21 protein-coding genes and 5 tRNA genes are annotated in these 24,541 nt (G+C 44.7%); 3 read left to right on the top strand and 23 right to left on the bottom strand.

Annotation, left to right across the window (positions count from 1 at the left end; genetic code table 11):
* Window positions 1–286: 286 nt before the first annotated feature.
* The gene (locus tag AB6E78_RS08295; RefSeq protein ID WP_372132993.1) at window positions 287–1,648 is read left to right on the top strand and encodes a sodium-dependent transporter; all 1,362 of its coding nucleotides are present in this window, start codon (window positions 287–289) and stop codon (window positions 1,646–1,648) included.
* 172 nt (window positions 1,649–1,820) lie between these two features.
* On the opposite strand, the gene lipA is transcribed toward AB6E78_RS08295, so the two are convergent.
* The 12 genes from lipA to leuS form a co-directional block, all read right to left on the bottom strand.
* Window positions 1,821–2,786, bottom strand: coding sequence for a lipoyl synthase (gene lipA / locus AB6E78_RS08290; protein ID WP_017064177.1), 966 nt, complete (start codon window positions 2,784–2,786; stop codon window positions 1,821–1,823).
* Between the two features lie 4 nt (window positions 2,787–2,790).
* Window positions 2,791–3,450 carry a lipoyl(octanoyl) transferase LipB gene (lipB, locus tag AB6E78_RS08285; RefSeq protein WP_004737632.1) on the bottom strand — a complete coding sequence of 220 codons (660 nt, stop codon included), beginning with the start codon at window positions 3,448–3,450 and terminating at the stop codon, window positions 2,791–2,793.
* 195 nt (window positions 3,451–3,645) lie between these two features.
* Entirely contained in the window at window positions 3,646–3,924 is a 279-nt protein-coding gene (gene ybeD / locus AB6E78_RS08280; RefSeq protein WP_026084358.1) for a DUF493 family protein YbeD, read from the bottom strand.
* A 232-nt stretch (window positions 3,925–4,156) separates the two neighbouring features.
* On the bottom strand, window positions 4,157–5,338 hold the full coding sequence (locus AB6E78_RS08275; protein ID WP_017068508.1) for a serine hydrolase: 1,182 nt from the start codon (window positions 5,336–5,338) through the stop codon (window positions 4,157–4,159).
* 93 nt (window positions 5,339–5,431) lie between these two features.
* Complete coding sequence (locus AB6E78_RS08270; RefSeq protein ID WP_017071279.1) at window positions 5,432–6,271, bottom strand: septal ring lytic transglycosylase RlpA family protein; 840 nt, start codon at window positions 6,269–6,271, stop codon at window positions 5,432–5,434.
* 3 nt (window positions 6,272–6,274) lie between these two features.
* Window positions 6,275–7,396: a rod shape-determining protein RodA gene (rodA, locus tag AB6E78_RS08265; protein ID WP_017062334.1), complete on the bottom strand. Its 1,122-nt coding sequence runs from the start codon at window positions 7,394–7,396 to the stop codon at window positions 6,275–6,277.
* On the bottom strand, window positions 7,396–9,288 hold the full coding sequence (mrdA, locus tag AB6E78_RS08260; RefSeq protein WP_017068507.1) for a penicillin-binding protein 2: 1,893 nt from the start codon (window positions 9,286–9,288) through the stop codon (window positions 7,396–7,398). The genes rodA and mrdA overlap by 1 nt, the downstream gene beginning before the upstream one ends.
* Before the next feature lie 6 nt (window positions 9,289–9,294).
* Window positions 9,295–9,765 carry a 23S rRNA (pseudouridine(1915)-N(3))-methyltransferase RlmH gene (gene rlmH, locus AB6E78_RS08255; RefSeq protein ID WP_017068506.1) on the bottom strand — a complete coding sequence of 157 codons (471 nt, stop codon included), beginning with the start codon at window positions 9,763–9,765 and terminating at the stop codon, window positions 9,295–9,297.
* Window positions 9,766–9,768: 3 nt separating this feature from the next.
* Complete coding sequence (gene rsfS, locus AB6E78_RS08250) at window positions 9,769–10,086, bottom strand: ribosome silencing factor (RefSeq protein ID WP_004735247.1); 318 nt, start codon at window positions 10,084–10,086, stop codon at window positions 9,769–9,771.
* A gap of 66 nt (window positions 10,087–10,152) precedes the next feature.
* Window positions 10,153–11,178, bottom strand: a complete 1,026-nt coding sequence (holA, locus tag AB6E78_RS08245; protein WP_017068505.1) for a DNA polymerase III subunit delta — start codon at window positions 11,176–11,178, stop codon at window positions 10,153–10,155.
* Between the two features lie 12 nt (window positions 11,179–11,190).
* Window positions 11,191–11,844, bottom strand: a complete 654-nt coding sequence (lptE, locus tag AB6E78_RS08240) for an LPS assembly lipoprotein LptE (RefSeq protein WP_371721388.1) — start codon at window positions 11,842–11,844, stop codon at window positions 11,191–11,193.
* 179 nt (window positions 11,845–12,023) lie between these two features.
* On the bottom strand, window positions 12,024–14,600 hold the full coding sequence (gene leuS / locus AB6E78_RS08235; protein WP_372132988.1) for a leucine--tRNA ligase: 2,577 nt from the start codon (window positions 14,598–14,600) through the stop codon (window positions 12,024–12,026).
* Window positions 14,601–14,862: 262 nt separating this feature from the next.
* Between leuS and AB6E78_RS08230 the strand changes: the two genes are divergently transcribed.
* Entirely contained in the window at window positions 14,863–15,333 is a 471-nt protein-coding gene (locus AB6E78_RS08230; protein WP_017062329.1) for a zinc ribbon-containing protein, read from the top strand.
* Window positions 15,334–15,423: 90 nt separating this feature from the next.
* On the opposite strand, the gene lnt is transcribed toward AB6E78_RS08230, so the two are convergent.
* The 5 genes from lnt to miaB form a co-directional block, all read right to left on the bottom strand.
* On the bottom strand, window positions 15,424–16,941 hold the full coding sequence (lnt, locus tag AB6E78_RS08225; protein WP_017064170.1) for an apolipoprotein N-acyltransferase: 1,518 nt from the start codon (window positions 16,939–16,941) through the stop codon (window positions 15,424–15,426).
* Between the two features lie 32 nt (window positions 16,942–16,973).
* A complete protein-coding gene (gene corC, locus AB6E78_RS08220) occupies window positions 16,974–17,864 on the bottom strand; it encodes a CNNM family magnesium/cobalt transport protein CorC (RefSeq protein WP_012603382.1) in 891 nt (296 codons plus the stop codon).
* Between the two features lie 120 nt (window positions 17,865–17,984).
* Window positions 17,985–18,446 carry an rRNA maturation RNase YbeY gene (gene ybeY / locus AB6E78_RS08215; protein WP_012603383.1) on the bottom strand — a complete coding sequence of 154 codons (462 nt, stop codon included), beginning with the start codon at window positions 18,444–18,446 and terminating at the stop codon, window positions 17,985–17,987.
* Window positions 18,447–19,568, bottom strand: a complete 1,122-nt coding sequence (locus tag AB6E78_RS08210) for a PhoH family protein (protein ID WP_017062327.1) — start codon at window positions 19,566–19,568, stop codon at window positions 18,447–18,449. It lies immediately after the preceding gene.
* A gap of 163 nt (window positions 19,569–19,731) precedes the next feature.
* Window positions 19,732–21,156: a tRNA (N6-isopentenyl adenosine(37)-C2)-methylthiotransferase MiaB gene (gene miaB / locus AB6E78_RS08205; protein WP_017062326.1), complete on the bottom strand. Its 1,425-nt coding sequence runs from the start codon at window positions 21,154–21,156 to the stop codon at window positions 19,732–19,734.
* 308 nt (window positions 21,157–21,464) lie between these two features.
* On the opposite strand from miaB, the gene AB6E78_RS08200 reads away from it, so the two are divergent.
* On the top strand, window positions 21,465–22,640 hold the full coding sequence (locus tag AB6E78_RS08200; RefSeq protein WP_372103845.1) for a 2-octaprenyl-3-methyl-6-methoxy-1,4-benzoquinol hydroxylase: 1,176 nt from the start codon (window positions 21,465–21,467) through the stop codon (window positions 22,638–22,640).
* 68 nt (window positions 22,641–22,708) lie between these two features.
* On the opposite strand, the gene AB6E78_RS08195 is transcribed toward AB6E78_RS08200, so the two are convergent.
* The 6 genes from AB6E78_RS08195 to AB6E78_RS08170 form a co-directional block, all read right to left on the bottom strand.
* Window positions 22,709–23,755 (bottom strand): lactonase family protein, encoded by a 1,047-nt coding sequence (locus AB6E78_RS08195; protein WP_017071286.1) that lies wholly within the window; start codon window positions 23,753–23,755, stop codon window positions 22,709–22,711.
* Window positions 23,756–23,913: 158 nt separating this feature from the next.
* Window positions 23,914–23,998, bottom strand: a tRNA-Leu gene (locus tag AB6E78_RS08190).
* A gap of 55 nt (window positions 23,999–24,053) precedes the next feature.
* Window positions 24,054–24,130 (bottom strand) — tRNA-Met (locus tag AB6E78_RS08185).
* Between the two features lie 50 nt (window positions 24,131–24,180).
* Window positions 24,181–24,265 (bottom strand) — tRNA-Leu (locus AB6E78_RS08180).
* Window positions 24,266–24,333: 68 nt separating this feature from the next.
* Window positions 24,334–24,408, bottom strand: a tRNA-Gln gene (locus tag AB6E78_RS08175).
* 42 nt (window positions 24,409–24,450) lie between these two features.
* A tRNA-Leu gene (locus AB6E78_RS08170) sits at window positions 24,451–24,535 on the bottom strand.
* Window positions 24,536–24,541: the final 6 nt, after the last annotated feature.

The raw sequence follows: 24,541 nt of genomic DNA, 5'->3' as shown, positions 1-24,541 counted from the left end.
GAGTCTAGTGATGAATAGTAAGAGCACCGGTCTGTGCTCTTTTTGTTTGTATAAATGGAACCACACGGCGAGTATTTATCTCAATTCAATCCATTTCCTTCTTAAGCCTACTGCTTCGCTTTGTTGCTTATAATTGAACGATAAGACTGGTTTTTTGTTAATTTTGTTGTTCTAAATAGCGCATTGATTGTAAAAATCAGAGAATTGTTCATTTATTGGTTGTGCCTATCATTGCTTTTTATTACTGTACTTCTCAACTAGTTCACTGATTTTTAATGCGGGCGATATGGACCAACAATCTTCCTCTTCAAGAGAGCACTTTAGCTCTCGTTTAGGTTTTATTTTAGCAGCGGCTGGTGCAGCGGTTGGCTTGGGTAATATTTGGGGTTTCCCGACTCAAGTTGCTAGCAACGGTGGTGGCGCTTTCCTTTTAGTCTATTTGATCATGATCTTCGTGGTTGCTTTCCCTATGTTGGTGGTTGAGATGGCTATAGGCCGTCACGGCCAAGCAAACCCAGTTGATAGCATGCGATCTTTGACGACAAACCCTTTGGGTAAGAAAGTCGGTGAGTTTGTCGGTTGGGTTGGACTGAGTGTACCAAGCGCAGTGTTGGCGTTTTACAGTATTGTTGGTGGCTGGTTGATCTGTTTCCTAATTGGTGCGGTCGCGGATCTTATCGGCCTAGAAGCGATTGCTGATTGGTTTAAGGGCTTCAGTGTTGAGCGCAACGTATTTGGTACCGTCGCGTTCTATGTACTGACTATCTTGATTGTGCAGGGCGGTGTTAAGCAAGGCATCGAGAAATGGTCGACTCGTTTGATGCCTGCGCTGTTTGTTTTATTTGGCTTATTGTTTGTTTACATCATGACGCAATCTGGCGCGATGGAAGGCCTAAAACATTACCTTATTCCAGACTTTGAGAAAGTGTGGGATAGAAAACTGATTCTGGCGGCAATGGGACAGGGGTTCTTCTCGCTCACCATTGGTGGTTGTTCAATGTTGGTTTATGGCTCTTACTTAAGCAAGAAAGAGAATTTACCAAAAATGGCAATGAACGTTACTTTAGTTGATACAGCTGTTGCTTTTATTGCGGGTTTAGTTGTGATGCCAGCAATGTTTGTTGCGATGCAAAAAGGTGTTCAAATCTACGCTGAAGATGGCTCATTATTAAGCTCTGATACGCTAGTATTCACGGTTCTGCCTTTGATGTTTGACAGTTTAGGCGTACTTGGTCAGATCTTCGCGATTGTCTTCTTTTTGTTGCTAACGATTGCCGCGCTGACTTCATCGATTTCGATGCTGGAAGGGCCTGTAGCGCTAGTGAGTGAGCGTTTCAATACCAGACGAACACCAACGAGTTGGGTGATTGGTGGTGTTATTGCACTGTTCAGTGTGGTGATTGTTTACAACTTTGCCGCGATGTTTGGAATGGTTGCGATGATAGCGACTCAGTACCTTCAACCGGTTGCTGCACTGATGTTTTGCCTATTTGGTGGTTGGGTATGGAGCCGAGCTTCAAAAGTGAAAGAGCTTGAGCAAGGTTGCCCTGACTTCCAATTGGGTTGGTTTGGTAAGGTTTGGCCAATGTATGTGAAGTTCGTGTGCCCAATCTTAGTGGCGACGGTTATCTGGGCTTCATTTGGTTAACGCAGAGCTCATCTGAACCTAAACACTCAGAACTTGAAATGTTAAGCACAAAGCCACTCATAGGGAGTGGCTTTGTTGTTTCGATATGAAGGTATAGCTGAATTTGCAAGATAGAAAAAAGGCGCTGAACATAATAGTCAGCGCCTTTGTATTTTTAGTTAAGTAATCGTGACTACTTAATTTCCATACCTTGTGCTTGTAAGTCTGCATGGTAAGAAGAACGTACAAACGGGCCACAAGCTGCGTGAGTGAAGCCTAGTTCTAGAGCAATTTCTTTCAGCTCATCGAACTCAGAAGGCGGCACGTAGCGTTCTACTGGTAAGTGGTGACGGCTTGGTGCTAGGTATTGACCTAGTGTCAGCATAGTCACACCATGTTCGCGAAGGTCTTTCAGTACTTGAACGATCTCTTCTTTTGTCTCGCCAAGACCCATCATCACACCTGATTTTGTTGGGATATCAGGGTGCTGCTCTTTGAATTTCTTCAGTAGATCAAGAGACCACTTGTAGTTCGCACCTGGACGCGCTTTACGGTATAGACGTGGCGCTGTCTCTAGGTTGTGGTTGAAAACATCTGGCGGGTTGTCTTTCATTAGGTCAAGCGCAACGTCCATACGACCGCGGAAGTCTGGAACCAGTGTTTCGATACGAATATTTGGGTTGAGTTCGCGAATCTCACGGTTACAGTCAGCAAAGTGCTGAGCACCGCCGTCACGCAAGTCATCACGGTCAACTGAAGTGATTACAACGTACTTCAGTTTCATGTCTTGAATTGTTTTAGCCAGTTTCTTCGGCTCTTCAGCTTCAGGAGCAACAGGACGACCATGGGCAACATCACAGAACGGGCAGCGACGAGTACAGATAGCGCCAAGAATCATAAACGTTGCCGTACCGTGGTTGAAACACTCGGCTAGGTTAGGGCAAGACGCTTCTTCACAAACTGAGTGCAGGTTGTTTTTACGCATTGCTGATTTGATTTCTTGAATACGATGGCTGTCTGAAGGAAGTTTAATCTTCATCCATTCAGGCTTACGTAGAACTTCTTTCTGTTCAGCAGGCATATTCTTTACGGGAATTAATGCCATTTTGTCAGCGTCACGATATTTAACGCCTTTTTCCATTTGGATTGGTTTGCTCATGATTTTATGCTTCTGCTGTAATGTTACTGGTGGCTTGAATGTCTACTTGGTCATAGCCGAGTAGCTCTACGAGCTCTTGTATTAACTGTTGCTCAACGTTTTCTAGTTCACTTGGTCCGCCGAGTTGGCTTACCTGCGCCATTTCCATACCTTGGTAACCACATGGGTTAATACGTAGGAATGGAGACAGGTCCATATCGACGTTGAGTGCTAACCCGTGGAACGAGCAGCCACGTCGAATACGTAATCCAAGTGAACAGATTTTCTTGCCATCGACATAAACACCAGGAGCGTCAGGTCGGGCAGCTGAATCTATATTGTAAGCTTTCAGAGTATTGATTACGAGGTTCTCGATATGAGTAACCAAATCACGTACTCCGAATTTCTTGCGGCGGATGTTAATCAGAAAGTAAGCCACTAATTGGCCTGGGCCGTGATAAGTCACTTGGCCACCGCGATCGCTTTGTATTACAGGGATATCACCAGCATTTAATACATGCTCAGCTTTGCCTGCTTGTCCTTGAGTGAAGACAGGGTTGTGTTCAACCAACCAAACTTGGTCTACGTCTTCTTCCGTGCGTTCGTCTGTGAACTTATGCATGGCTTTCCATACAGGTTCGTAATCCTGACGGCCTAATTTTTTTACGATTAGCTTATTTTGCAAAGCTGCACTCCCTCAAGGATTAATAAAGTGAACGCATTATAAACGCGAAACATGATTCTAACTACAGACGGACTGCAAGGTTTTTCAACTTTCTTTGTATTTATTGAAAATTAAGTTGAATGAATTTGAGCTAGATAGGGTGCTTTAAACAAAAACAGCGGCAATAAGCCGCTGTTTTTCATGTGTAATCGGAGATTACAGAACCATACGAACGATTTCGATCTCGCCCAGTTCTTTATAAAGAGTTTCTACTTGTTCAATTGAAGTCGCAGTAATATTGATAGAAACAGAGTGGTAGTTGCCTTTCGCACTCGGTTTTAGCGTTGGGCTGTAGTCACCAGGAGCATGACGCTGGATCACTTCTAGTACTAGCTCAGTCAGTTCTGGCTTAGCGTGGCCCATTACTTTGTAAGTGAATGAACAAGGGAACTCTAAGAGGTCTTTTAGTTTTGCATCAGAATTGATGTTCATGATTAGCTCCAAAAGGCTAGACTCTCGCAAATTGGCGAAATGTCGATAAAAAGCGTGTTCGGTCAACAGACACGAGTAATAAGGCGGAATATTACGTGTAAATATCACCGAACTCAAGATCAACAAAAGCCGCACATGGCGGCTTTTGGTTCGCTAATGAGTAAATCATGAACTTACTCATTAGGTTAGCTATACAACAAGCTTGGGTTTTACCTAGAACAAACCTTTTGCTTGTTTAGAATAAACCCTTGAACAGAAGAACTAGGTAGTCCCATAGACGGCTGAATAGGCTGCCTTGGTCTACATCTTCAAGTGCTAGTAGTGGGTATTCAGCAACGTCTTCACCGTCTACTTGGTAGAATAGTTTACCAACTACATCGCCTTTGCTGATTGGCGCTTCTAGCTCTTTCTCAAGAACGAAGCTTGCCTTCAGGTTCTTAGCTTGACCACGAGGTAGCGTTACGAAAGTATCTTCGTCGACACCCAGTGCAACTGTGTCCTTGCTACCCATCCAGATCTTCTCTTCTACGAAGGTTTCACCGGCTGTGTGTGGTGCCACTGTTTCAAAGAAGCGGAAGCCGTAGCTAAGCAGTTTTTTGCTTTCTGTTTTACGAGCATTCGCATTCTTGGTGCCCATAACTACAGCCACTAGGCGCATTTTGCCTTCTGTCGCTGAGCTTACTAGGCTGTAACCTGCATTGCTTGTGTGGCCCGTTTTGATGCCATCAACGTTCATGCTCTTATCCCATAACAGACCGTTACGGTTGTATTGGGTGATGCCGTTGTATGTGAATTTCTTCTCTGAGTAGATACGGTACTCGTCTGGTACGTCGCGAATCAGCGCCTGACCAAGTAGCGCCATATCGTAAGGCGTTGAGTATAGGTTCGGGTTGTCTAGACCGTGCACGTTAGCAAAGTGCGTGTCTTTCATGCCGATAGAGCTTGCCCAAGCGTTCATTAGGTCAACGAATGCATCTTCAGAGCCAGCGATGTGTTCAGCCATAGCAACACATGCGTCGTTACCTGATTGAATGATGATACCGCGGTTTAATTCTTCAACTTTAACCGTAGTGCCCACTTCAACGAACATCTTAGATGAATCTGGGAAGTTTTTAGCCCAAGCATTTTCACTGATTACAACATCGTCGTTTAGGTTGATGTTGCCACGGTCGAGCTCTTGGCCGATCACGTAGCTCGTCATCATCTTGGTTAAACTTGCTGGAGAAAGCTGAGTATTCATCTCTTTCTCTGCTAGTACTTTGCCTGAATGGTAATCCATCAGAACAAAACCTTTAGCGGCGATTTGAGGTGCATCAGGAACAACAATAGGAGCGGCGAATGACGATGTAGCTATCGTTGCAGAAAGAGCAACAGAAGTAGCAAAAATCGATTTAACAAGTTTATTAGATTTAATCATTTTGAATGCAATTATTTGGTGAACTATTCATATATTAACAGAATCACTCTGTCACACCAGAGCGCTGATTACCAGAAGTAACTGTTAGATTAATTAGCGAGTTAGGGTGTGTTTTTTTATATAAGCTGACGGGTGACCCATCAGCTTAACTTGTTCTAATTTCTCTTGAGTCAGAGCATAGTCATGAAATGGCCCAATCATCAGACGGTAGTTGTCATCATTTGGCTGCAAGAACGTTGCTACTTCTAGCTTTTCGGCTAGATCTTTTGCTAACTTCTCTGTTCTATCTTCATGCGGAGATGTCGCGACTTGAATAATAAATTGCGGTAAAGCAGCCTTTTTATTTGCGTCGGTTGGCATAGCTACAGTAATGACTTCAATCTCAACATTTGCCGTGCCGGTTCTTAACACATCGAGCTTGTAAGCTGCCGCATAACTAAGGTCAATGATTCGGCCTTCATGGAATGGGCCGCGGTCATTGATACGAACAATCGTCGTTTTGTTATTGTCGGTATTCGTCACTTTTACATAGCTTGGAATTGGCAATGTTTTGTGCGCCGCAGACATCGAATACATGTCGTAGATCTCGCCATTAGACGTTAAGTGACCATGAAACTTCTTACCGTACCAAGAGGCTTTGCCTTTCTCAGTAAAACCTTCGGTTTTCTTTACGATCTTGTAGTCTTCGCCACGCAAAGTGTAATCCGTATTACCACCTAAACTATAAGGTTCATACTGAGGGTGAGCATCCTCGAGATGCTCTACTGAGATCGGTGCGTCTGGTGCAATATCTGAATCAATATCGTAGCGCCCTGTTGGCTGCTTTGAAGAACAACCATTGATTAAAATCGCTAGCCCCAAGATAGAGACTATTTTTTTGATTGGCAGCTCTTCAACCAAGGATGCTTTGTTTTGAAACGTTGTAATAGACATCGATTAGGTCGCCTTTGAGAATGCTTTTCTGTGTGTATGTATCGACATTAAAATACCAAAACCAGCCATGAGGGTAACCATTGAAGTACCGCCATAACTGACTAGAGGAAGAGGAACACCAACCACAGGTAGAATGCCACTTACCATGCCAATGTTTACAAAAATATAAACGAAGAAGCTCAGTACAATACTGCCGCCCATCATTCGACCGAATGCGGTTTGAGCTTGGCTCGCAAGCACTAAGCCACGTCCAATAATGAACAAGTAGATAGCAAGCAAGAACAATATACCAATCATGCCCCACTCTTCGGCAATGACCGCAAAAATGAAGTCGGTATGACGCTCTGGAATAAACTCTAGTTGAGATTGAGTGCCTTGCAGCCAACCTTTTCCTGAAATACCACCAGAGCCTATCGCAATCTTACTTTGAATGATGTGGTAACCCGCACCTAATGGATCTGATTCAGGATCAAAGAGGGTTCTAACACGCACTTTTTGATATTCACGCATCAAGAAGAACCATAGGATTGGGATAAATGCCCCTAATGCGATTGCCGCGCTAGCAATGATTTTCCAACTGATACCAGCCAGGAATATCACGAAGATACCAGATGCGGCGATAAGGATAGATGTACCTAGGTCAGGCTGCTTTGCGATTAGAATCGTCGGTACAAACACCATCACTAGCGAGATCGCTAATGTTTGGAATGTTGGTGGAAGTGAGCGCTTACCGATAAATCGTGCCAGCATCAAAGGCACCGCGAGCTTTAATAGCTCTGACGGTTGGAATCGAACAAAGCCGAAGTTTAACCAACGCTGGGCGCCTTTAGAGGCTTCACCAAAGAACAACACGCCCAATAGCAAGATGACACCACCTACAAATAGCAGTGGTGCCAAGGTTTCATAAGTACGAGGTGAGATTTGCGCTAGGAAGATCATCACACCTAAAGACAGAGCCATGCGCATCGCCTGGCGGTCCATCATCGCAAGGCTTTGTCCGCTTGCGCTGTACATGATCAGCAGGGCAAAGCCCATTAAAACCAGAATGCCAAGCAAAAGCGGCAGGTCGATATGCAGCCTTTCGAATAGGGCTCTATTTCGTCCAGTTGAAGGATCAAGTTTCATTATTTAATTGGCTCACTTTGATAATCTTCTGCAAGGATAATATGGTCTAAAATCCTTCTTACTACTGGGCCGCCGTTAGAAGAACCGCCACCTGCGTTCTCTAGAACGATAGTCACGACGGCTTCAGGATCTTCAAAAGGCGCGTAACCCGTAAAGAGGGCGTGATCGCGTAAGTGCTCTGCGATTTCATCCGCGTTGTACTCTTCATCTTCTTTTAAGCCGAATACCTGTGCGGTACCCGATTTACCAGCGGTTTGGTAAGACATCTTCTGGAATGAACGTCTTGCCGTACCTTTCTTACCGTGGTTAGCCAGCCTCATACCTTCCTGAGCGATATCCCAATACTTCTTCTTAACCCCGGTTAGCGGTGGGTAAGTTTCAATGTCCGACATGATTTGTTCATCGAATGGACGACCGTTATCAATGGTTGAACGAAGTAGGTGAGGTGCGGTTACTTCACCTTCATTGACCAAAACTGATGTGGCTTTTGCAATCTGCATGGGTGTTGCAGTCCAGTAGCCTTGGCCAATACCAACTGGGATGGTGTCACCTTGGTACCAAGGCACACGGTGTCTTGCCATCTTCCAATCACGAGTTGGCATATTGGCTTTGCTTTCTTCATAAATATCGATGCCAGTATAATCACCAAAGCCGAACATCATCATCCATTTGGATATGCGATCAATGCCGAGATCATAAGCAATTTGGTAAAAGAAGGTATCCACCGACTCTTCAATCGCTTTTTCTATATCCACGACACCGTGTCCCCAACGCAACCAGTCACGGAATGGTCTCGTTTTTGAGTTTGGTATCTTCCAATAGCCTGGGTCATTGCGCGTAGTGTTTGGTGTAATAACACCTTCTTGCAGAGCAGCAACAGCAATGAAGGGTTTGATCGTCGATGCTGGTGGGTAAATCCCTAGCGTGGCACGGTTAACCAAAGGGCGGTTTTTGTCTTGAAGTAGCGCGTTATAGCCTTTAGACGAGATACCATGCACGAATGCGTTTGGGTCGTAGCTTGGGCTCGATACCATGGCTAACACGCCATTGTCTTTCGGATCGAGAACGATAGCTGAACCACGGCGGCCATCAAGTAACTTATGTACGTATAGCTGTAGCTTGATATCTAAGTTAAGTACGATATCTTTGCCTGGAACCGAAGGGACAAATTTGAGGGTACGAATCACTCGTCCACGACTGTTAACTTCGACTTCTTGGTAGCCAGCTGTACCGTGCAACATATCTTCGTAATAACGCTCAATACCCAACTTACCGATATCACGTGTAGCTTGGTAATTGGCGTCTTTTTCTTCTCGCATCAAGCGCTGCATATCACGGTCATTGATGCGCGATACATAGCCTATTACGTGAGTGAGCACATCACCGTAAGGGTAGAAACGCTTCAAAGTTCCCGTAACTTCAACACCTGGGAATTTGTGTTGGTTTACAGAGAAGACGGCAACTTGTTCTTCAGACAGTTGATTAAGAATAGGTACTGATTTAAAGCGTCGTGAATTACGACGATCACGATTAAAGCGCTCGATACGCTCTGGCGGGATCTCAATTAATGCTTGCAGACGAGCAAGCGTGTCATCCATATCTTTAATTTTTTCGGGTATGATTTCTAGATTGAAAACAGGACGGTTTTCGGCAAGAAGTATACCGTTGCGATCGTAAATCAAACCACGGTTAGGGGCGATCGGAACGACCTTGATACGGTTGTCGTTAGAACGAGTTTTATAGTCTTGGTATTGATTGACCTGAATGTTGTACAGGTTAACAACCAACATCGACATCATGACTATGATCCCCGCAAACGCAACAAAAGCACGGCTAGTAAATAGTCGTGCTTCTGCTTTGTAATCGCGGATTTGGCTACGTTTACGTAACATTAACGCTTATTCTCGATGATAAGGGTGGTTAGCAGTGATGCTCCAAGCTCGATACAAGCTTTCAGCCATGATAACGCGTACTAATGGGTGAGGGAGAGTAAGCGCAGACAGAGACCAACTTTGGTCTGCGGCCGCTTTACATGCAGGTGCTAATCCTTCAGGCCCGCCAATTAGGATAGATACGTCACGTCCATCCAGCTTCCAACTTTCTAATTGCTCAGCAAGTTGAGGTGTATCCCACTTTCTACCTGGGATATCGAGCGTGACAATACGGTTGCCTTTTGGAACTGCAGCCAGCATCGCTTCACCTTCTTTTTGAAGAATGCGTGCAATATCTGCATTTTTACCGCGCTTTCCTGCAGTAATTTCAATGAGCTCTAATGGCATATCGTGAGGGAAGCGGCGTTTGTATTCTTGAAACCCTTCTTCAACCCACTTTGGCATTTTTGTGCCAACTGCGATTAACTGGATCTTCAAAGCTTAGCCCCAAAGTTTTTCTAGTTGGTACAGCTCACGATGCTCTTCTTGCATAACGTGAAGCATGCTTGTGCCCATATCTAGAACAACCCATTCACCTTCTTGCTGGCCGTCCATACCTAGAGGTTGCATACCCGCTTTACGCACTTCATCAGCAACATGCTGTGCAATAGAGGCAACATGGCGTTTAGAGGTGCCAGTACAAACAATCATGTAATCAGTAACGCTTGATTTGCCTTCTACATCGATAGTTACAATCGATTCTGCTTTCATGTCGTCGGCTTTGTCTGCAAGAAAATCTTTTAGTTCTTCACGTAACACTGGGTGTTCCTTTAATCTGAATTTAGCTTTGTTTAGGGCTTGTTGACCCTAGAATATAACACGCTTTTATGCGTGGAATGGTATTGAAGCTGAAGGGATACAAAACTCTACGCTTAACTGATGAATTAGTGGCCAAGGCGACTGCTCATATTGAGTTTTTGTCATCAATTCAGCTTGAGTGAGCAACGCGAACAAAGAGTGTAATTGAGAAATCGAAACTCTTGTTAGCGCGGCGTTATAAAGAGGCTTTTTAGATTGCCAGATACGGTGTTTTTCGAAGACCTGACCAATCGGCATCTGTTTCATTTGTTGCTGCATTTGTAATAGCAGAGCAAGCTCTCGTTGTATGCTACGTAATAAAATGACGGGTTCGACACCTTCAGCTTCTAGCTGACGCAGGATTCGTTGTGCTCGGTTACCTTTGCCTGCCAATAACGCATCACTCCAATGGAATGGAGTAAAATGGTTGTGTCGACTCAGCGATTCTTCTAAGCGTACTAACGTGAGTTTTCCATCTGGGTATTGGAGAGCCAGTTTTTCTAGGCTTTGGGTGAGAGCAAATAGATTACCCTCATGCCATTGCGCCAGCATTTGAATCGCTTCAGGGTCTGGCGTTAAACCGATTTGACGGCAACGCGCTTGGACAAACTGAGGTAACCGACTGACATCTGGCGTTAGGCAACTGACCCAGTGACCCTGATTCGAAAGAGCCTTAAACCACTTAGCGCTTTCTTGAGCTTTGGTGAGCTTAGTGCCCACCAAGATTAACAAGATATCACTGTGGATATGCTCGGAGATTGCGAGTAGCTCTTTCGCTATTGCGGCATTGACGCCTGACTCTGGCAGCTCAAGCTCGATGACCTGACGGCTAGAGAATAGGCTCAGTGCTTGAGTGCAGTCGTAGACTTGATTCCAGTCGAGACTGCTATCAATCGCAAAGCGGTGACGTTCTTCAAAGCCTTGCTGTTTTGCAGCCTTTTGAATCGCTTCTCGGCTCTCTTGCAACAGTAGCGGTTCGTTACCAAAAATTAGGTAAACATTACTCAACTGTTTAATAAGTTGCTCTGATAAGCGGTCAGCAAAAATACGCATCAAATAAACCTATTACTCAGCCGAATCGCTAAGTGTTGGTTGTTCTTCTGAAGCTGGTACGATCTCAACGTCGTCAATTTCAACATTCTTGATGTTGTATTGCTTTTCAAGCTCTTTCACTTGAACGTGTTCTAGTGCATCTAGATCCATGCTATCAGCTGCAATGTTCGCTTTTAGTCGAGCCATCTGACGAAGGATTTGGCTTGTTGCCAACTTACGCATCTCATCTTCGATCATGTCTCGCTCAACCGACTTCGCAAGTGCAGTTAGCGGGTTATCTAGATAACTACGGGTAACGCTGGTTGAGAATGTCTTTGAGCCTAGATCCGGGACAGTAACTCGATATCTTGCTCGGAATGTCAGTTCTTTCTCTGCTGCACGAGTGTTTTGGTATAGAGACAGAGTTCGCTCACCTACGCTCTCACTAATAATATGCAGGTTAGGTGTATTCTCAGCCGGTGGCACAATTTCTACATCATTCATACGCAGTTGACCTTTCATCATACGTGTAAACGTACTGTATTGGTCGTAACTGGTTACGGAGATCTTGTTGAGTTCTTCTGGTACGGAGTAATCACCACGTAGGTGGAAACCACACGCACTTAATAGGCTGACGGTTAAAACAACAACAGTAACTTTCAATGAAGATAGTGAAATCAGGCGCATTATTTGATGGCTCTCATGAAGGTAGAATACTTATTTAAAGGCTTTAGTTCGTTTGAGTGGTTAGGCTCAAGTCTAAAGCGCTTAAATAAGTAGACAGGGCAATTAGCTACCCTGTCTACAGACTGCTTTTGATGAATTAAGTTCGTTAATTCTTTAGCAATTGCATTGTGCTAACGAAATTAGTTAGCAACGATGTTTAGAAGCTTACCTGGTACGAAGATAACTTTACGGATAGTTAAGCCATCTAGGAACTTCTTAGCGTTCTCATCGTTTAGACCAAGCTCACGAACTTGCTCTTCTGTTGCATCAGCAGCAACGGTTAGTTTCGCACGTAGCTTACCGTTGATCATAACAACGATAGTTTTCTCGTCTTCAACTAGCGCTTTCTCATCGAAAGTTGGCCATGTTGCTGAGTCTACGTTTGATTCACCAAGTGCAATCCACATTTCGTAAGAGATGTGTGGAGTCATTGGGTAAAGCATGCGTACTACCGCTTTTAGCGCTTCGTCAAGGATTGCACGGTCTTGTGCAGATTCTTGAGGTGCTTTCGCCAGCTTGTTCATCAGTTCCATGATTGCAGCGATTGCCGTGTTGAACGTTTGGCGACGGCCAATATCGTCCGTTACTTTCGCGATAGTTTTATGGATATCACGACGAAGTGCTTTTTGGTCGCCAGATAGCGCAGAAGCATCAACAGATTCAGCAGCACCCTTAGAAGAGTGAGCGTGAACCAATTTCCAAACACGTTTAAGGAAGCGGTTAGCCCCTTCAACGCCAGACTCTTGCCACTCAAGCGTCATGTCTGCAGGTGATGCAAACATCATGAATAGACGTACTGTATCAGCGCCGTACTTGTCTACCATCTCTTGTGGGTCGATACCGTTGTTCTTAGACTTAGACATTTTGATCATGCCTGAGTGTTCAACTTCACGACCTTGATCGTCGACTGCTTTTTCGATGCGACCTTTACCGTCACGTTCAACCGTTACGTCAGTCGGTGCAATCCACTCTTTGGTGCCTTTTTCGTTTTCGTGATAGAACGCGTCAGCCAGAACCATGCCTTGACATAGTAGTTGCTTGAACGGTTCATCAGACGTCACGTAGCCAGCATCACGTAGAAGCTTATGGAAGAAACGAGAGTAAAGCAGGTGCATACAAGCGTGCTCGATACCACCAACGTATTGGTCAACTGGTAGCCAGTAGTTTGCTTTCTCTGGATCTAGAATGTCGTCTGCTTGCGGTGAACAGTAACGTGCGTAGTACCAAGAAGACTCCATAAACGTATCGAACGTGTCAGTCTCACGTAGAGCGGGTTCGCCGTTGAATGTTGTTTCAGCCCAAGACTTGTCAGCCTTGATTGGGCTCGTTACGCCATCCATTACTACATCTTCAGGAAGAATGACTGGCAGTTGGTCTGCTGGTACTGGGTGAACTTCACCGTCTTCAGTGGTTACCATTGGGATTGGAGCGCCCCAGTAACGTTGACGAGATACACCCCAGTCACGTAGACGGAAGTTTACTGTCTTCTTACCTTTGCCTTCAGCTTCAAGCTTCGAAGCAATTGCATCGAATGCTTCTTGGAAAGCAAGACCATCGAATTCACCAGAATCGAACAATACACCTTTCTCTGTGTAAGCCGCTTCAGAAACGTCTAGCTCAGAACCGTCTTCAGGCTTGATTACTGGGATGATGTCGATGCCGTACTTAGTTGCGAATTCGTAGTCACGTTGATCGTGAGCAGGAACCGCCATTACCGCACCTGTGCCATAATCCATAAGAACGAAGTTTGCTACATATACAGGAACAACACGACCGTTAAGAGGGTGGATAGCCGTTAGACCAGTATCCATGCCTTTCTTTTCCATCGTTGCTAGTTCAGCTTCAGCAACTTTAGTGTTGCGACACTCTTCAACGAATGCTGCAAGCTCAGGGTTGTTTTGAGATGCTTTCTCTGCAAGTGGGTGACCTGCAGCGATACCAACGTAAGAAACACCCATTAGTGTGTCTGGACGAGTTGTGTACACTTCCAGTGGCGCTTCTTCACCGTTAACAGCGAAAGATAGCTCAACACCTTCAGAGCGGCCGATCCAGTTGCGCTGCATGGTCTTAACCATTTCAGGCCAACCTTCAAGGTTGTCTAAATCGTCTAGTAGCTCTTGAGCGTACTCAGTGATCTTAATGAACCACTGTGGGATTTTCTTTTGTTCTACTGGAGTATCACAACGCCAGCAGCAGCCATCTTCTACTTGCTCGTTTGCAAGTACAGTTTGGTCGTTCGGACACCAGTTCACTGAAGATGTCTTCTTGTAAACCAGGCCTTTTTCGTAAAGCTTAGTGAAGAACTCTTGTTCCCAACGGTAGTACTCTGGAGTACACGTTGCGAATTCACGGTTCCAGTCGTAACCAAAGCCTAGAAGCTTAAGCTGGTTCTTCATGTACTCAATGTTTTCGTAAGTCCATGGTGCAGGTGCTGTATTGTTTTTAACAGCGGCGTTTTCTGCAGGTAGGCCGAATGCATCCCAACCAATTGGCTGCATTACGTTTTTGCCTTGTAGACGTTGGAAACGAGATACCACATCACCGATGGTGTAGTTACGCACGTGACCCATGTGCAGTCGGCCACTTGGGTAAGGGAACATAGAAAGACAGTAGAATTTTTCTTTGTTTGGGTCTTCACTTACAACGAAAGTTTCGCTGTTATCCCAGTGTTGTTGAACCTTTTGTTCAATCTCTTGCGGGTTATATTGTTCTTGCATCGATGGTATCCGGTTATCTTGGAATTTGTGAGTTCGGTTAGAACAGAATCTTACAGATCGTCATAGAATACCTAAAGGAGCTGAGTACAACAATAGTTATACCCTTCATACTTGCAGTTGCCGCTTAGTAGATTGTGTAATTTTCACTGAATTTCGCAGGGCAACTATACTTAAGAGTATGAATTGATTTGTTTGTAAGCGGGAGTGCATTGCAGCGCATCCGTTTGCTCACTAAAAGGTTGGTTATCTTAAGGAGGTTGTTATGCCGAAGAAAAAAGCGCTCTATGAAGAAGTCGTCGAAGAGGTGATTGAAACGCTGAAGCATAGCCCTGAAGAGCTCAACAACAAAATCGAAACGTCGGGCAAGTTTGCGAAAGCAGCTAATGATATGACTAAAGATGAGCTTTCATTGATCTCTGCCTACGTGAAGTCGGACTTAAAAGAGTTTTCCGAAAGCTATGAAGAGAGTAAAAGCGGTCCATTCTATTTGATGATTGCGGACTCTATTTGGCAAGGGCTGTTGGATATTACTGATCGTACTAAGGTGGAATGGGTTGAACTGTTCCAAGACTTAGAACACCAAGGCTTGTATCAAGCGGGTGAAGTCATTGGCTTGGGAACCTTAGTATGTGACGAGTGTGGTCACCAAACCGAATATAACCACCCAACCAATATCATTCCATGCATTAAATGTGGTTCTAAAGGGTTTAGTCGTAAAGCCCTTAAACCGTAAGCTTCTGAACCATAGCGTATCAACGCAAAACCACAGCAATGAAAAAGGGTTGACCCGATCAGTCAACCCTCAAATCACTTTTCGTCGAATCTAGCTTTTTGGCTTTCTAATTACCCAACCAATCACCAAGCTGAGCATCGCCCAGATATACAGTGGCCAAGTACCTACTGTGTGATAAGGCGTTTGACCATCTGTTGAAATGAGTTCAGCTTTTAACACTGCCGTTTCAAACTGAGGCACTTGCTTGATTATATTGCCTTTGTAATCAGTAACTGCCGTCACACCGTTGTTGGTCGAGCGAATAACCGGCTTACCAAGCTCCAGAGCACGCATCTGTGCAATTTCCATATGTTGCAGAGGGCCAATCGAACGACCAAACCACGCATCGTTAGAGAGCGTTAAAATAAAGTCAGTCTCGTCGGTTACGTTCTGTCTAACTTGATCATTAAAGATGATCTCATAACACAGTGCCGGCGCTAAGTGACGACCATTTGCCACTATGTTTGGTTGAACAAAGTCGCCACGGCTAAATGATGACATTGGCAAGTTAAAGAAAGGTGCTAATGGACGCAAGATATCTTCAAACGGCACAAACTCACCAAATGGTAACAGGTGGTGTTTATGGTAGCGTTCGTCTGGATCGTAGCTGTACTCACCGTATGGATTCACACCGAGAGAAAGAACACTGTTGTAGTATTTCTTATCTTCAGACTGATTCAGCACACCGGTAATGATCGAACTGTTGTTCATCTTCGCTGCGCTATCCAAGTTACGTAGGAAAGATGGGATCTCAACTTCGAATGCTGGAATAGCCGCTTCAGGCCAGATGATGATATCCGCTCCCCAGTTTTCTCTGCTTAGGTCGGTGTACTTCATCATGGTTGGCCAGCGATGACTCGGTAGCCATTTACTGTCTTGATCGACGTTGCCTTGTATCAAGACGACTGACGTGGTTTTTTCAGGGTTCGGCGTGACCCAGTCGATGTTGCGAATACCAAAGCCTGCACTAAATACGACGGCGGGAATGAGAGCGATGCTCCAAGCCCGGTTAACAATCGCATAAGTGAATGCAGAGGCTGAAACAATGATCGCTAAAGTTACTAGCTCTACGCCGCCAATCGGTGCAAATGAACCCAATGGCGAATCGATTTGGCTGTAGCCTAACCAAAGCCAAGGGAAGCCCGTCATTACCCAGCCACGCAGCCAATCACAGACTAGCCAGAATGCAGGAGCTGCAAGGAAAAAGCGGCTTAGGTTATTGGCAGGGAAGAATTTATTCAAACCCCAGGTAAATAGCCCTGAATAAACGGCTAGGTAGCCAACAAGCAATGCCATCAAAAATAGGTTGGCTGCCAGTGGCATGCCGCCAAAACCATCAATGCTGACGTATACCCAGCTGATACCTGTGGTGAATTGACCTAAACCCCATGCGTAGCCAATCCAAAGCGCACTTTTAGGAGAGCGGTTGTGGATCAGTAACAGCAACAAAGCTGGGCTGAGAATAGCAAGAGGCCATATAGAGTATGGAGCGAATGAAAGGGTGGTTATAGCGCCAACAAAAACGGCCGCAAGCGGCCGTAATAGGCGATGAATAAAGGTATTAGTCATCTAATTTCTGTCATCTCTTTAGAGAGAAGTTGTTATTCTTCGATAGTCGGAAGAGGCTGTTCGTCAGGAATGGTTACCTGTAGCTGAATCACACGACGGTTATCTGCTGATGTTATTTTGAAATGGTAGTTTTCGATTTCTACAATTTCGCCACGAACCGGCAGGTGGCCGAGTGCTGTCATAACCATGCCGCCTACCGTATCCACTTCGTCGTCACTAAAGGCAGTGTTAAACGTATCGTTGAACTCTTCAATAGTGGTTAAAGCTTTTACAGAGAAGGTATGCTTACTCAGCTTACGAATATCTAGCTCTTCTTCATCGTCGAACTCGTCTTCAATTTCACCAACGATTTCTTCGAGGATATCTTCAATGGTTACCAGGCCAGAAACTCCACCAAACTCATCGACAACGATAGACATGTGGTAACGCTCTTCTTGGAACTCCTTAAGCAGGCGATCAACTCGCTTACTTTCAGGAACAACCACGACAGGGCGAATCACTTGTTCGATATCAAATGGAGCACTTTCTGAACCCAAATACTTAAGTAGGTCCTTCGCTAATAGAATGCCTTCAACATGGTCTTTATCTTCACTGATCACTGGGTAGCGAGAGTGTTGAGCATCAGTAATGAGCGCAATCAATGTATCTAGATCATCTGTGCGTTCAACTGTAACCATTTGAGAGCGAGGCAGCATGATATCGCGTACTCGCATCTCTGAAATTTCCATAACACCCTCGAGCATGTCGCGTGTGTCGTGGTCAATTAGGTCATTAATTTCTGAGTCGCGGATTACATCTACGAGCTCTTGGCGATCTTTTACTTCACCTTGAAATAGTTGGCCTAGGCGTTCAAAGAAGGACTTTCTACTCGGACCTTCAGATTTTTTACTTCCCTCAGAAGTGGGGGGGTTACCTTCGTTCATGATTTCTCAAAAAATAACGCTATCAGAAGTGTGATAGCACACGTTAAAACTCAGATTCCTGCGAAAATCACAGGTTCGATGAGTTATTGTTTCTCTGCAACCTACTTTACTAGAATCAATTTACTTTTCTAGAATGTAAGGGTCTTCAAACCCCATAGATTGCATGATTTCTGTCTCGAGTGACTCCATCTCTTCAGCTTCATCATCTTCGATATGATCATAACCTAGCAGATGCAGACTGCCATGTACAACCATATGAGCCCAGTGTGCTAGCAGAGGCTTACTTTGCTCTTCTGCTTCTTTTTCGACAACTTGGCGGCAGATAATGAGGTCGCCCAGTAGATCTAACTCGATCCCTGGAGGAGCCTCGAATGGAAAAGACAACACGTTAGTTGGCTTATCTTTGCCACGATATTCATGATTGAGCTGGTGGCTTTCTTGTGTATCAACGATACGAACCGTCAACTCAGCGTTCTCTTGAAACTGAGGAATTGTCTTGTCCAACCAAAGCTGAATATCTTGCTCAGTTGGAAGACCTTGCTCATTTTCGACCGCTAATTGCAGGTCTAGTTCAATAGACATCTATTTATCACCTTGTTCTGCAATTACAGAGCTATTTTGTGTTGCTAATTGTGTCGTAACTACCTGCTGAGCCTCAAGAAGTTTGGCTTCACGCTCTTCACGTTTACGCTTTTCAAACTCTTTGCGCTCTTTCTGGTCTTTTGCTTCCCACTTCTCGTATGCGTTGACGATACGAGCAACTACAGGGTGACGAACGACGTCTTCAGACATGAAGAAGTTAAAGCTAATGTCGTCGACTTCATTGAGCACTTCAGTCGCATGGCGTAAGCCTGATTTTGCACCACGAGGTAAATCGATTTGCGTAATATCACCTGTGATCACAGCGCGTGAGTTAAAACCGATACGGGTTAAGAACATCTTCATCTGTTCTACCGTGGTGTTTTGGCTCTCATCAAGAATGATAAACGCATCATTCAATGTACGACCACGCATGTAAGCCAGTGGCGCAACTTCAATTACGTTACGTTCAATCAGCTTCTCAACTCGCTCAAAGCCAAGCATCTCAAACAGCGCATCGTAAAGTGGACGTAAATATGGGTCTACTTTTTGGCTTAAATCACCCGGTAGGAAACCAAGCTTCTCACCGGCTTCAACAGCAGGGCGCGTCAATAGAATGCGACGAATCTCTTGGCGTTCAAGTGCATCAACTGCTGCAGCAACGGCTAAGTAGGTTTTACCTGTACCTGCTGGCCCAATACCAAAGGTGATGTCATGAGTCACCATGTTCATTAGGTACTGTGCTTGGTTTGGCGTTCGAGGTTTGATGACGCCTTTTTTAGTCTTAATGGTCACTTCTTTGCCGTAGTCAATTTCAGACTCGACGTGTTGCTCCAAAATGCCTGACTCGGTGATCGCCAGATGTATTTGCTCTGGTTCGATATCGATTATGTTGCCTTTAACTGGAGCCGTTTCAACATAGAGGTGTTTGATGATGTCTAAAGCTGCGGCTGTAGTGTGAGGCTTACCGACAATGGTGAAAAAGTTGCTACGGTAATTAATCTCAACGCCCAGACGACGCTCAAGATGCTTGATGTTGTCGTCAAATGGTCCGCATAAACTTGCCAAGCGCTTGTTGTCTGCTGGTTCTAGATTTATCTCTAAGGTAACGATTTTATTGCTCAAATTAGCCTCTCATTTTGTGCCACTCACTCTTAAATAAAACAAAGAGCAAAAAGCCCGATTTAGACCGGGCTTCTGATGGTGATATCCCTATTTCTAAGATGGTCACTTAGTTAGGTAATTTCAAGCTTTGTGTTTGCGCTTTGTGCTCAAACAGTTGTATTGCCTATGGCGTAAATGTCGCTACACCTAGCTCGTCTTCACGTTTTGTTTTTTCCATCATTTCTGCTGGAGTCATAACAACGCGTAGACCCATGTCTTTTTCTGTGCGAACTAGCTCACCACGTAGTGAGTTGGTGTAAACCTCAGTGATCTTCACATCTACGAATTGACCGATTAGGTCTGCAGAACCTTCGAAGTTCACAACACGGCTGTTTTCTGTACGGCCGCGAAGTTCCATTAGGTTCTTTCTTGATGGGCCTTCAACAAGGATACGTTGCTCTGTGCCTAACATTAGACGAGAGAAACGCATAGCTTGTGTGTTTACCGTTTGCTGCAGTTCGTACAGACGATCTTTCTTCTCTTGTGCTGGTACATCACATGGGTAATCTGCCGCTGGCGTACCTGGACGTGGAGAGAAAACAAAGCTGAAGCTCATATCGAAATCAACGTCTTTAATTAGCTTCATTGTATCTTCGAAGTCTTGCTTAGACTCACCAGGGAAACCAACAATAAAGTCAGAGCTGATTTGAATGTCAGGGCGAGCTTTACGCAGTTTACGGATAATAGATTTGTACTCGATAGCCGTATGTGGGCGCTTCATCATCGTAAGAATACGGTCACTACCACTTTGTACTGGTAGGTGAAGGAAGCTCACTAGCTCTGGTGTGTCTTTGTAAACTTCAATGATGTCGTCACCAAACTCAAGCGGGTGGCTTGTTGTGAAACGAATACGGTCGATACCGTCGATAGAAGCAACAAGACGAAGCAGTTCTGCGAATGAACAGATATCGCCTTCGTGTGTTGGACCGCGGTATGCGTTTACGTTTTGACCTAGCAGGTTAACTTCACGTACGCCTTGCTCTGCAAGTTGAGCAACTTCGAAAAGTACATCATCCATTGGACGGCTAACTTCTTCGCCACGTGTGTATGGTACAACGCAGTAAGTACAGTATTTAGAACAACCTTCCATGATAGAAACGAACGCCGTCGCGCCTTCAGCTTTTGGCTCTGGCAGGTTATCGAACTTTTCGATCTCTGGGAAAGAGATATCCATTACTGGCTTTTCGTTAGATAGTGATGATTTAATCATCTCTGGCAAACGGTGTAATGTTTGTGGGCCAAAGATAACGTCTACGTAAGGTGCACGTTGACGAATGTGATCACCTTCTTGAGTCGCTACACAGCCACCCACACCGATCACCACACCTTCTTTTTTATCTTTAAGCGTTTTCCAACGACCAAGCTGGTGGAATACTTTTTCTTGCGCTTTTTCGCGGATAGAACAAGTATTCAATAGTAGTACGTCTGCTTCCTCAGGTACTTCAGTTAGCTCATAGCCATTTGCAGCGTTAAGCAGGTCGGCCATTTTTGATGAATCATATTCATTCATCTGACAGCCCCAAGTTTTAATTAGCAGTTTCTTACTCATTATATGTTCGCTCGATCGTTAGTTTAATTTAAGGGAGCAAATCGCCCATTATTCATCCGCTAGCCCCGTTTGTCATAATTCGGTATTCAATTTTATGACAGGCTCTAGCGGCAAGCGGCGTATTGTACTGGTTTCAAAACCGACTGACTAGTAGTCTGAACAAATCTCTTATGTAGTGGTTTTTATTATCGTTAACGCCATATGCCATAAGGGATAACCCTTTTTTCGAATAAGGTTTTTGGTTACAAGTTAGTTATGAAAAAGTACAATCAAAAACAGTCAAAGAATCAAACTGATAAGTACGAAATATGAACAGTTACGATATTGTAGTAGTCGGTGGCGGCATGGTTGGCGCAGCAACAGCAATCGGTTTTGCAAAGCAAGGTCTGAGTGTTGCGGTGATCGAAGGTTTTGCCCCACAAGCATTTGATGAGTCGCAAGCGATGGATATTCGAGTGTCAGCGATTTCTCAGGCGTCAGTCGATTTACTTGACGATCTTGGTGCATGGCAGAACATAGCAGCAATGCGAGTTTGCTCTTACAAGCGCTTAGAGACTTGGGAACACCCAGAATGTCGTACTCGATTTGATGCTGCCTCACTAGACCTTCCTCGTTTGGGCTATATCGTTGAGAACAGACTCATTCAATTAGGTTTATGGTCTCAATTTGATGCCTACGACAATCTCGAACTGTTATGCCCAGAAAAGCTCGATGTGATTGAGTTTGGTGAAATCAATATCGTAAAGCTTCAATCAGGGGCTGAGTTGTCTGCGAAGTGGGTGGTTGGTGCTGATGGTGCGAATTCAGCCGTTCGCCAACAAGCTGGAATTGGCATCACGGCTTGGGATTATCGACAACACTGTATGCTTATCAATGTAGAAACAGAACAACCTCAGCAAGATATTACTTGGCAGCAATTTCTACCAAGTGGCCCTCGTTCATTTTTGCCTTTGTGTTCTCTAACCTCTGACGGTCAAGAAGTCGGGCTGGGCTCGTTAGTTTGGTATGATTCTCCACTGCGTATTAAGCAACTGTCAGCAATGGCCCCTGAAAAACTACGTAACGAAGTACTTACTCACTTTCCTAAAGAGTTAGGTGATATCAAAGTCTTGAATTCGGGTTCTTTTCCTCTGACACGACGTCATGCTCAATCATACTCGAAGAATAACTGTATTTTGGTCGGAGACTCTGCGCATACCATCAACCCTTTGGCTGGGCAGGGTGTTAACTTAGGCTTCAAAGATGTATCAGTACTGCTGGATGTCACCAAAGAAAAGGGTGAATTGAACCAGTCTGTAGCAAGACGCTATGAAGTGATAAGAAGAGGCGACAATCTAATGATGCAAAGTGGCATGGATTTCTTCTACAAGACATTCAGCAACGACATTGGCCCACTGAAATTTGTACGTAATGCTGCTCTAAAACTAGCTGAAAATTCAGGCCCGATTAAAGCTCAAGTATTGAAATACGCTTTGGGTCTCTAATTGAGCGTTTAAGACTGCTTATGAAAAGAAGGAGAGCGAATGCTCTCCTTTTTTGTATCAGATGACTACTATCGCTGTTGCGTCACACAAACCGGTGCATCGATCTCTAAAGAGTACCCTGTATAAACCAAAGACCCATCTTCATTATCTCGCTTGAATGAGGTGATGTTGTTGGAGTGCTGGTTGGCGGCGATAAGCCATTTCCCATCGTTCGTTATATGGAAGTCTCTTGGGAATTTGCCTTCAGTGTCGTAGCTATCAATGAAAGTCAGCCTTTGAGTCTCAGAGTCGATTTTGAAGCTACTGATTCTTGATTGGTGTCGACATGACACATAAAGGAATTGCTCATCAGGCGATAGCTTAATCGCAGCTGCGGCTTCTCCCTTCTCCATATTAGGCAATGCATCAATCTCTTCCACTACATTCCAAATGCCTAAAACCTTTTCCAAAGTCAGCAACGTTTCAGAGAGTTCACAGACCACATAGGCTCTGTCTTCAGCTTTGTTAAAGATTAAATGGCGAGGTCCATTGCCGGCGGGCACCTTAATAGACTGCATTGGCTCATCAAGGAACTCTTCTTGCTCTTCATCAAAGCAATAGAAGTTGATGCGATCGGTGCCGAGATCGACAGTCACAAACTGTGGTGAGTTTTGTAAGAACAGGCATTGATGGGCGTGTGGGCTAGTTTGTCTCTCTTTGTTTGGCCCGGAACCAACCATCTGGATTGTTTTGAGTCGTTTATCGATGCTGCCGTTGATACTTAAGCTAAAAATATCGAATGTGCCTGATGAGTATTGCGACGTGATAGCAAACTTATTGTGTGGATCTATCGCGACGTGACAAGGGTGATCTCCCGAGATGAGGCTTGTATTGTGTGTTAGCTGTGAATCAACATTAGGTATATGAATGAGCTGGGGCTGTTTTTGCTGGTCCACTTCCGATGCAGTATAGATCCCAGTCTTTGTTACAGTAATAAAAGAGGGGTTAGTACATTTGATGATCAGCTCTAGAGGTAATAGTTTTCCTGTTTCTAGATCTAACTGAGTTTGATAAACACCTTGGCTTTTACTTGGTGTATCTGTGTAGCAACCGATCGTTAAGGGGAGGGGTTTCATAGGCTAGTCATACTCAATTAGAAAATGGAGCTGACATTGTCTTATAAAATCGTATTAAAAGTGAGGTTATAGAAGAGAATACTTGGTGACTTGGCTAGCAGATTTGCATATTCCAGATAAAACAAAACCCAGCTAAAAAGCTGGGTTCTATTTAATGATGGTGCGGTCGGAGAGACTTGAACTCTCACACCTCTCGGCGCCAGAACCTAAATCTGGTGCGTCTACCAATTCCGCCACGACCGCAGCAAATCTTTATAGTCATATCGAATATTGGTGCTTCAATAAGACGTTGTATAAGTGGTGGCTACTGCGGGATTTGAACCTGCGACCCCATCATTATGAGTGATGTGCTCTAACCAACTGAGCTAAGTAGCCATAATAAATCTAATAGATTCACTATTTGTTCTCTAATGAAAGAGAAATAATGGTGCGGTCGGAGAGACTTGAACTCTCACACCTCTCGGCGCCAGAACCTAAATCTGGTGCGTCTACCAATTCCGCCACGACCGCAGCAAAGCTTTTACTCTAGCGAAGAGTATAGTTAAGAAGACTTATGGTTTGTCTAAGTAACGTTGTAATGGCTGGGCTACCTGGATTCGAACCAGGGAATGCTGGCATCAAAAGCCAGTGCCTTACCGCTTGGCGATAGCCCAACAATGAATGGTCATCTAATGAAAGAAACACATTCTAAATAATGGTGCGGTCGGAGAGACTTGAACTCTCACACCTCTCGGCGCCAGAACCTAAATCTGGTGCGTCTACCAATTCCGCCACGACCGCAGCAAA

Source organism: Vibrio sp. 10N.247.310.98 (assembly GCF_041467395.1).
GTDB classification, from domain to species: domain Bacteria; phylum Pseudomonadota; class Gammaproteobacteria; order Enterobacterales; family Vibrionaceae; genus Vibrio; species Vibrio crassostreae_C.
The sequence above is the reverse complement of the archived record's forward strand: the minus strand, read 5'-3'. Positions and strand labels throughout refer to the sequence as shown.

Coding starts and splice junctions, on each gene's coding strand:
- leuS (WP_372132988.1), bottom strand. CDS start 14,600: ATGCAAGAACAATATAACCCGCAAGAGATTGAACAAAAGGTTCAACAA.
- miaB (WP_017062326.1), bottom strand. CDS start 21,156: ATGAGTAAGAAACTGCTAATTAAAACTTGGGGCTGTCAGATGAATGAA.
- lnt (WP_017064170.1), bottom strand. CDS start 16,941: ATGACTAATACCTTTATTCATCGCCTATTACGGCCGCTTGCGGCCGTT.
- AB6E78_RS08200 (WP_372103845.1), top strand. CDS start 21,465: ATGAACAGTTACGATATTGTAGTAGTCGGTGGCGGCATGGTTGGCGCA.
- AB6E78_RS08195 (WP_017071286.1), bottom strand. CDS start 23,755: ATGAAACCCCTCCCCTTAACGATCGGTTGCTACACAGATACACCAAGT.
- lptE (WP_371721388.1), bottom strand. CDS start 11,844: ATGCGCCTGATTTCACTATCTTCATTGAAAGTTACTGTTGTTGTTTTA.
- ybeY (WP_012603383.1), bottom strand. CDS start 18,446: ATGTCTATTGAACTAGACCTGCAATTAGCGGTCGAAAATGAGCAAGGT.
- corC (WP_012603382.1), bottom strand. CDS start 17,864: ATGAACGAAGGTAACCCCCCCACTTCTGAGGGAAGTAAAAAATCTGAA.
- rodA (WP_017062334.1), bottom strand. CDS start 7,396: ATGAAACTTGATCCTTCAACTGGACGAAATAGAGCCCTATTCGAAAGG.
- holA (WP_017068505.1), bottom strand. CDS start 11,178: ATGCGTATTTTTGCTGACCGCTTATCAGAGCAACTTATTAAACAGTTG.
- mrdA (WP_017068507.1), bottom strand. CDS start 9,288: ATGTTACGTAAACGTAGCCAAATCCGCGATTACAAAGCAGAAGCACGA.
- AB6E78_RS08275 (WP_017068508.1), bottom strand. CDS start 5,338: ATGATTAAATCTAATAAACTTGTTAAATCGATTTTTGCTACTTCTGTT.
- lipA (WP_017064177.1), bottom strand. CDS start 2,786: ATGAGCAAACCAATCCAAATGGAAAAAGGCGTTAAATATCGTGACGCT.
- AB6E78_RS08270 (WP_017071279.1), bottom strand. CDS start 6,271: ATGTCTATTACAACGTTTCAAAACAAAGCATCCTTGGTTGAAGAGCTG.
- AB6E78_RS08295 (WP_372132993.1), top strand. CDS start 287: ATGGACCAACAATCTTCCTCTTCAAGAGAGCACTTTAGCTCTCGTTTA.
- AB6E78_RS08230 (WP_017062329.1), top strand. CDS start 14,863: ATGCCGAAGAAAAAAGCGCTCTATGAAGAAGTCGTCGAAGAGGTGATT.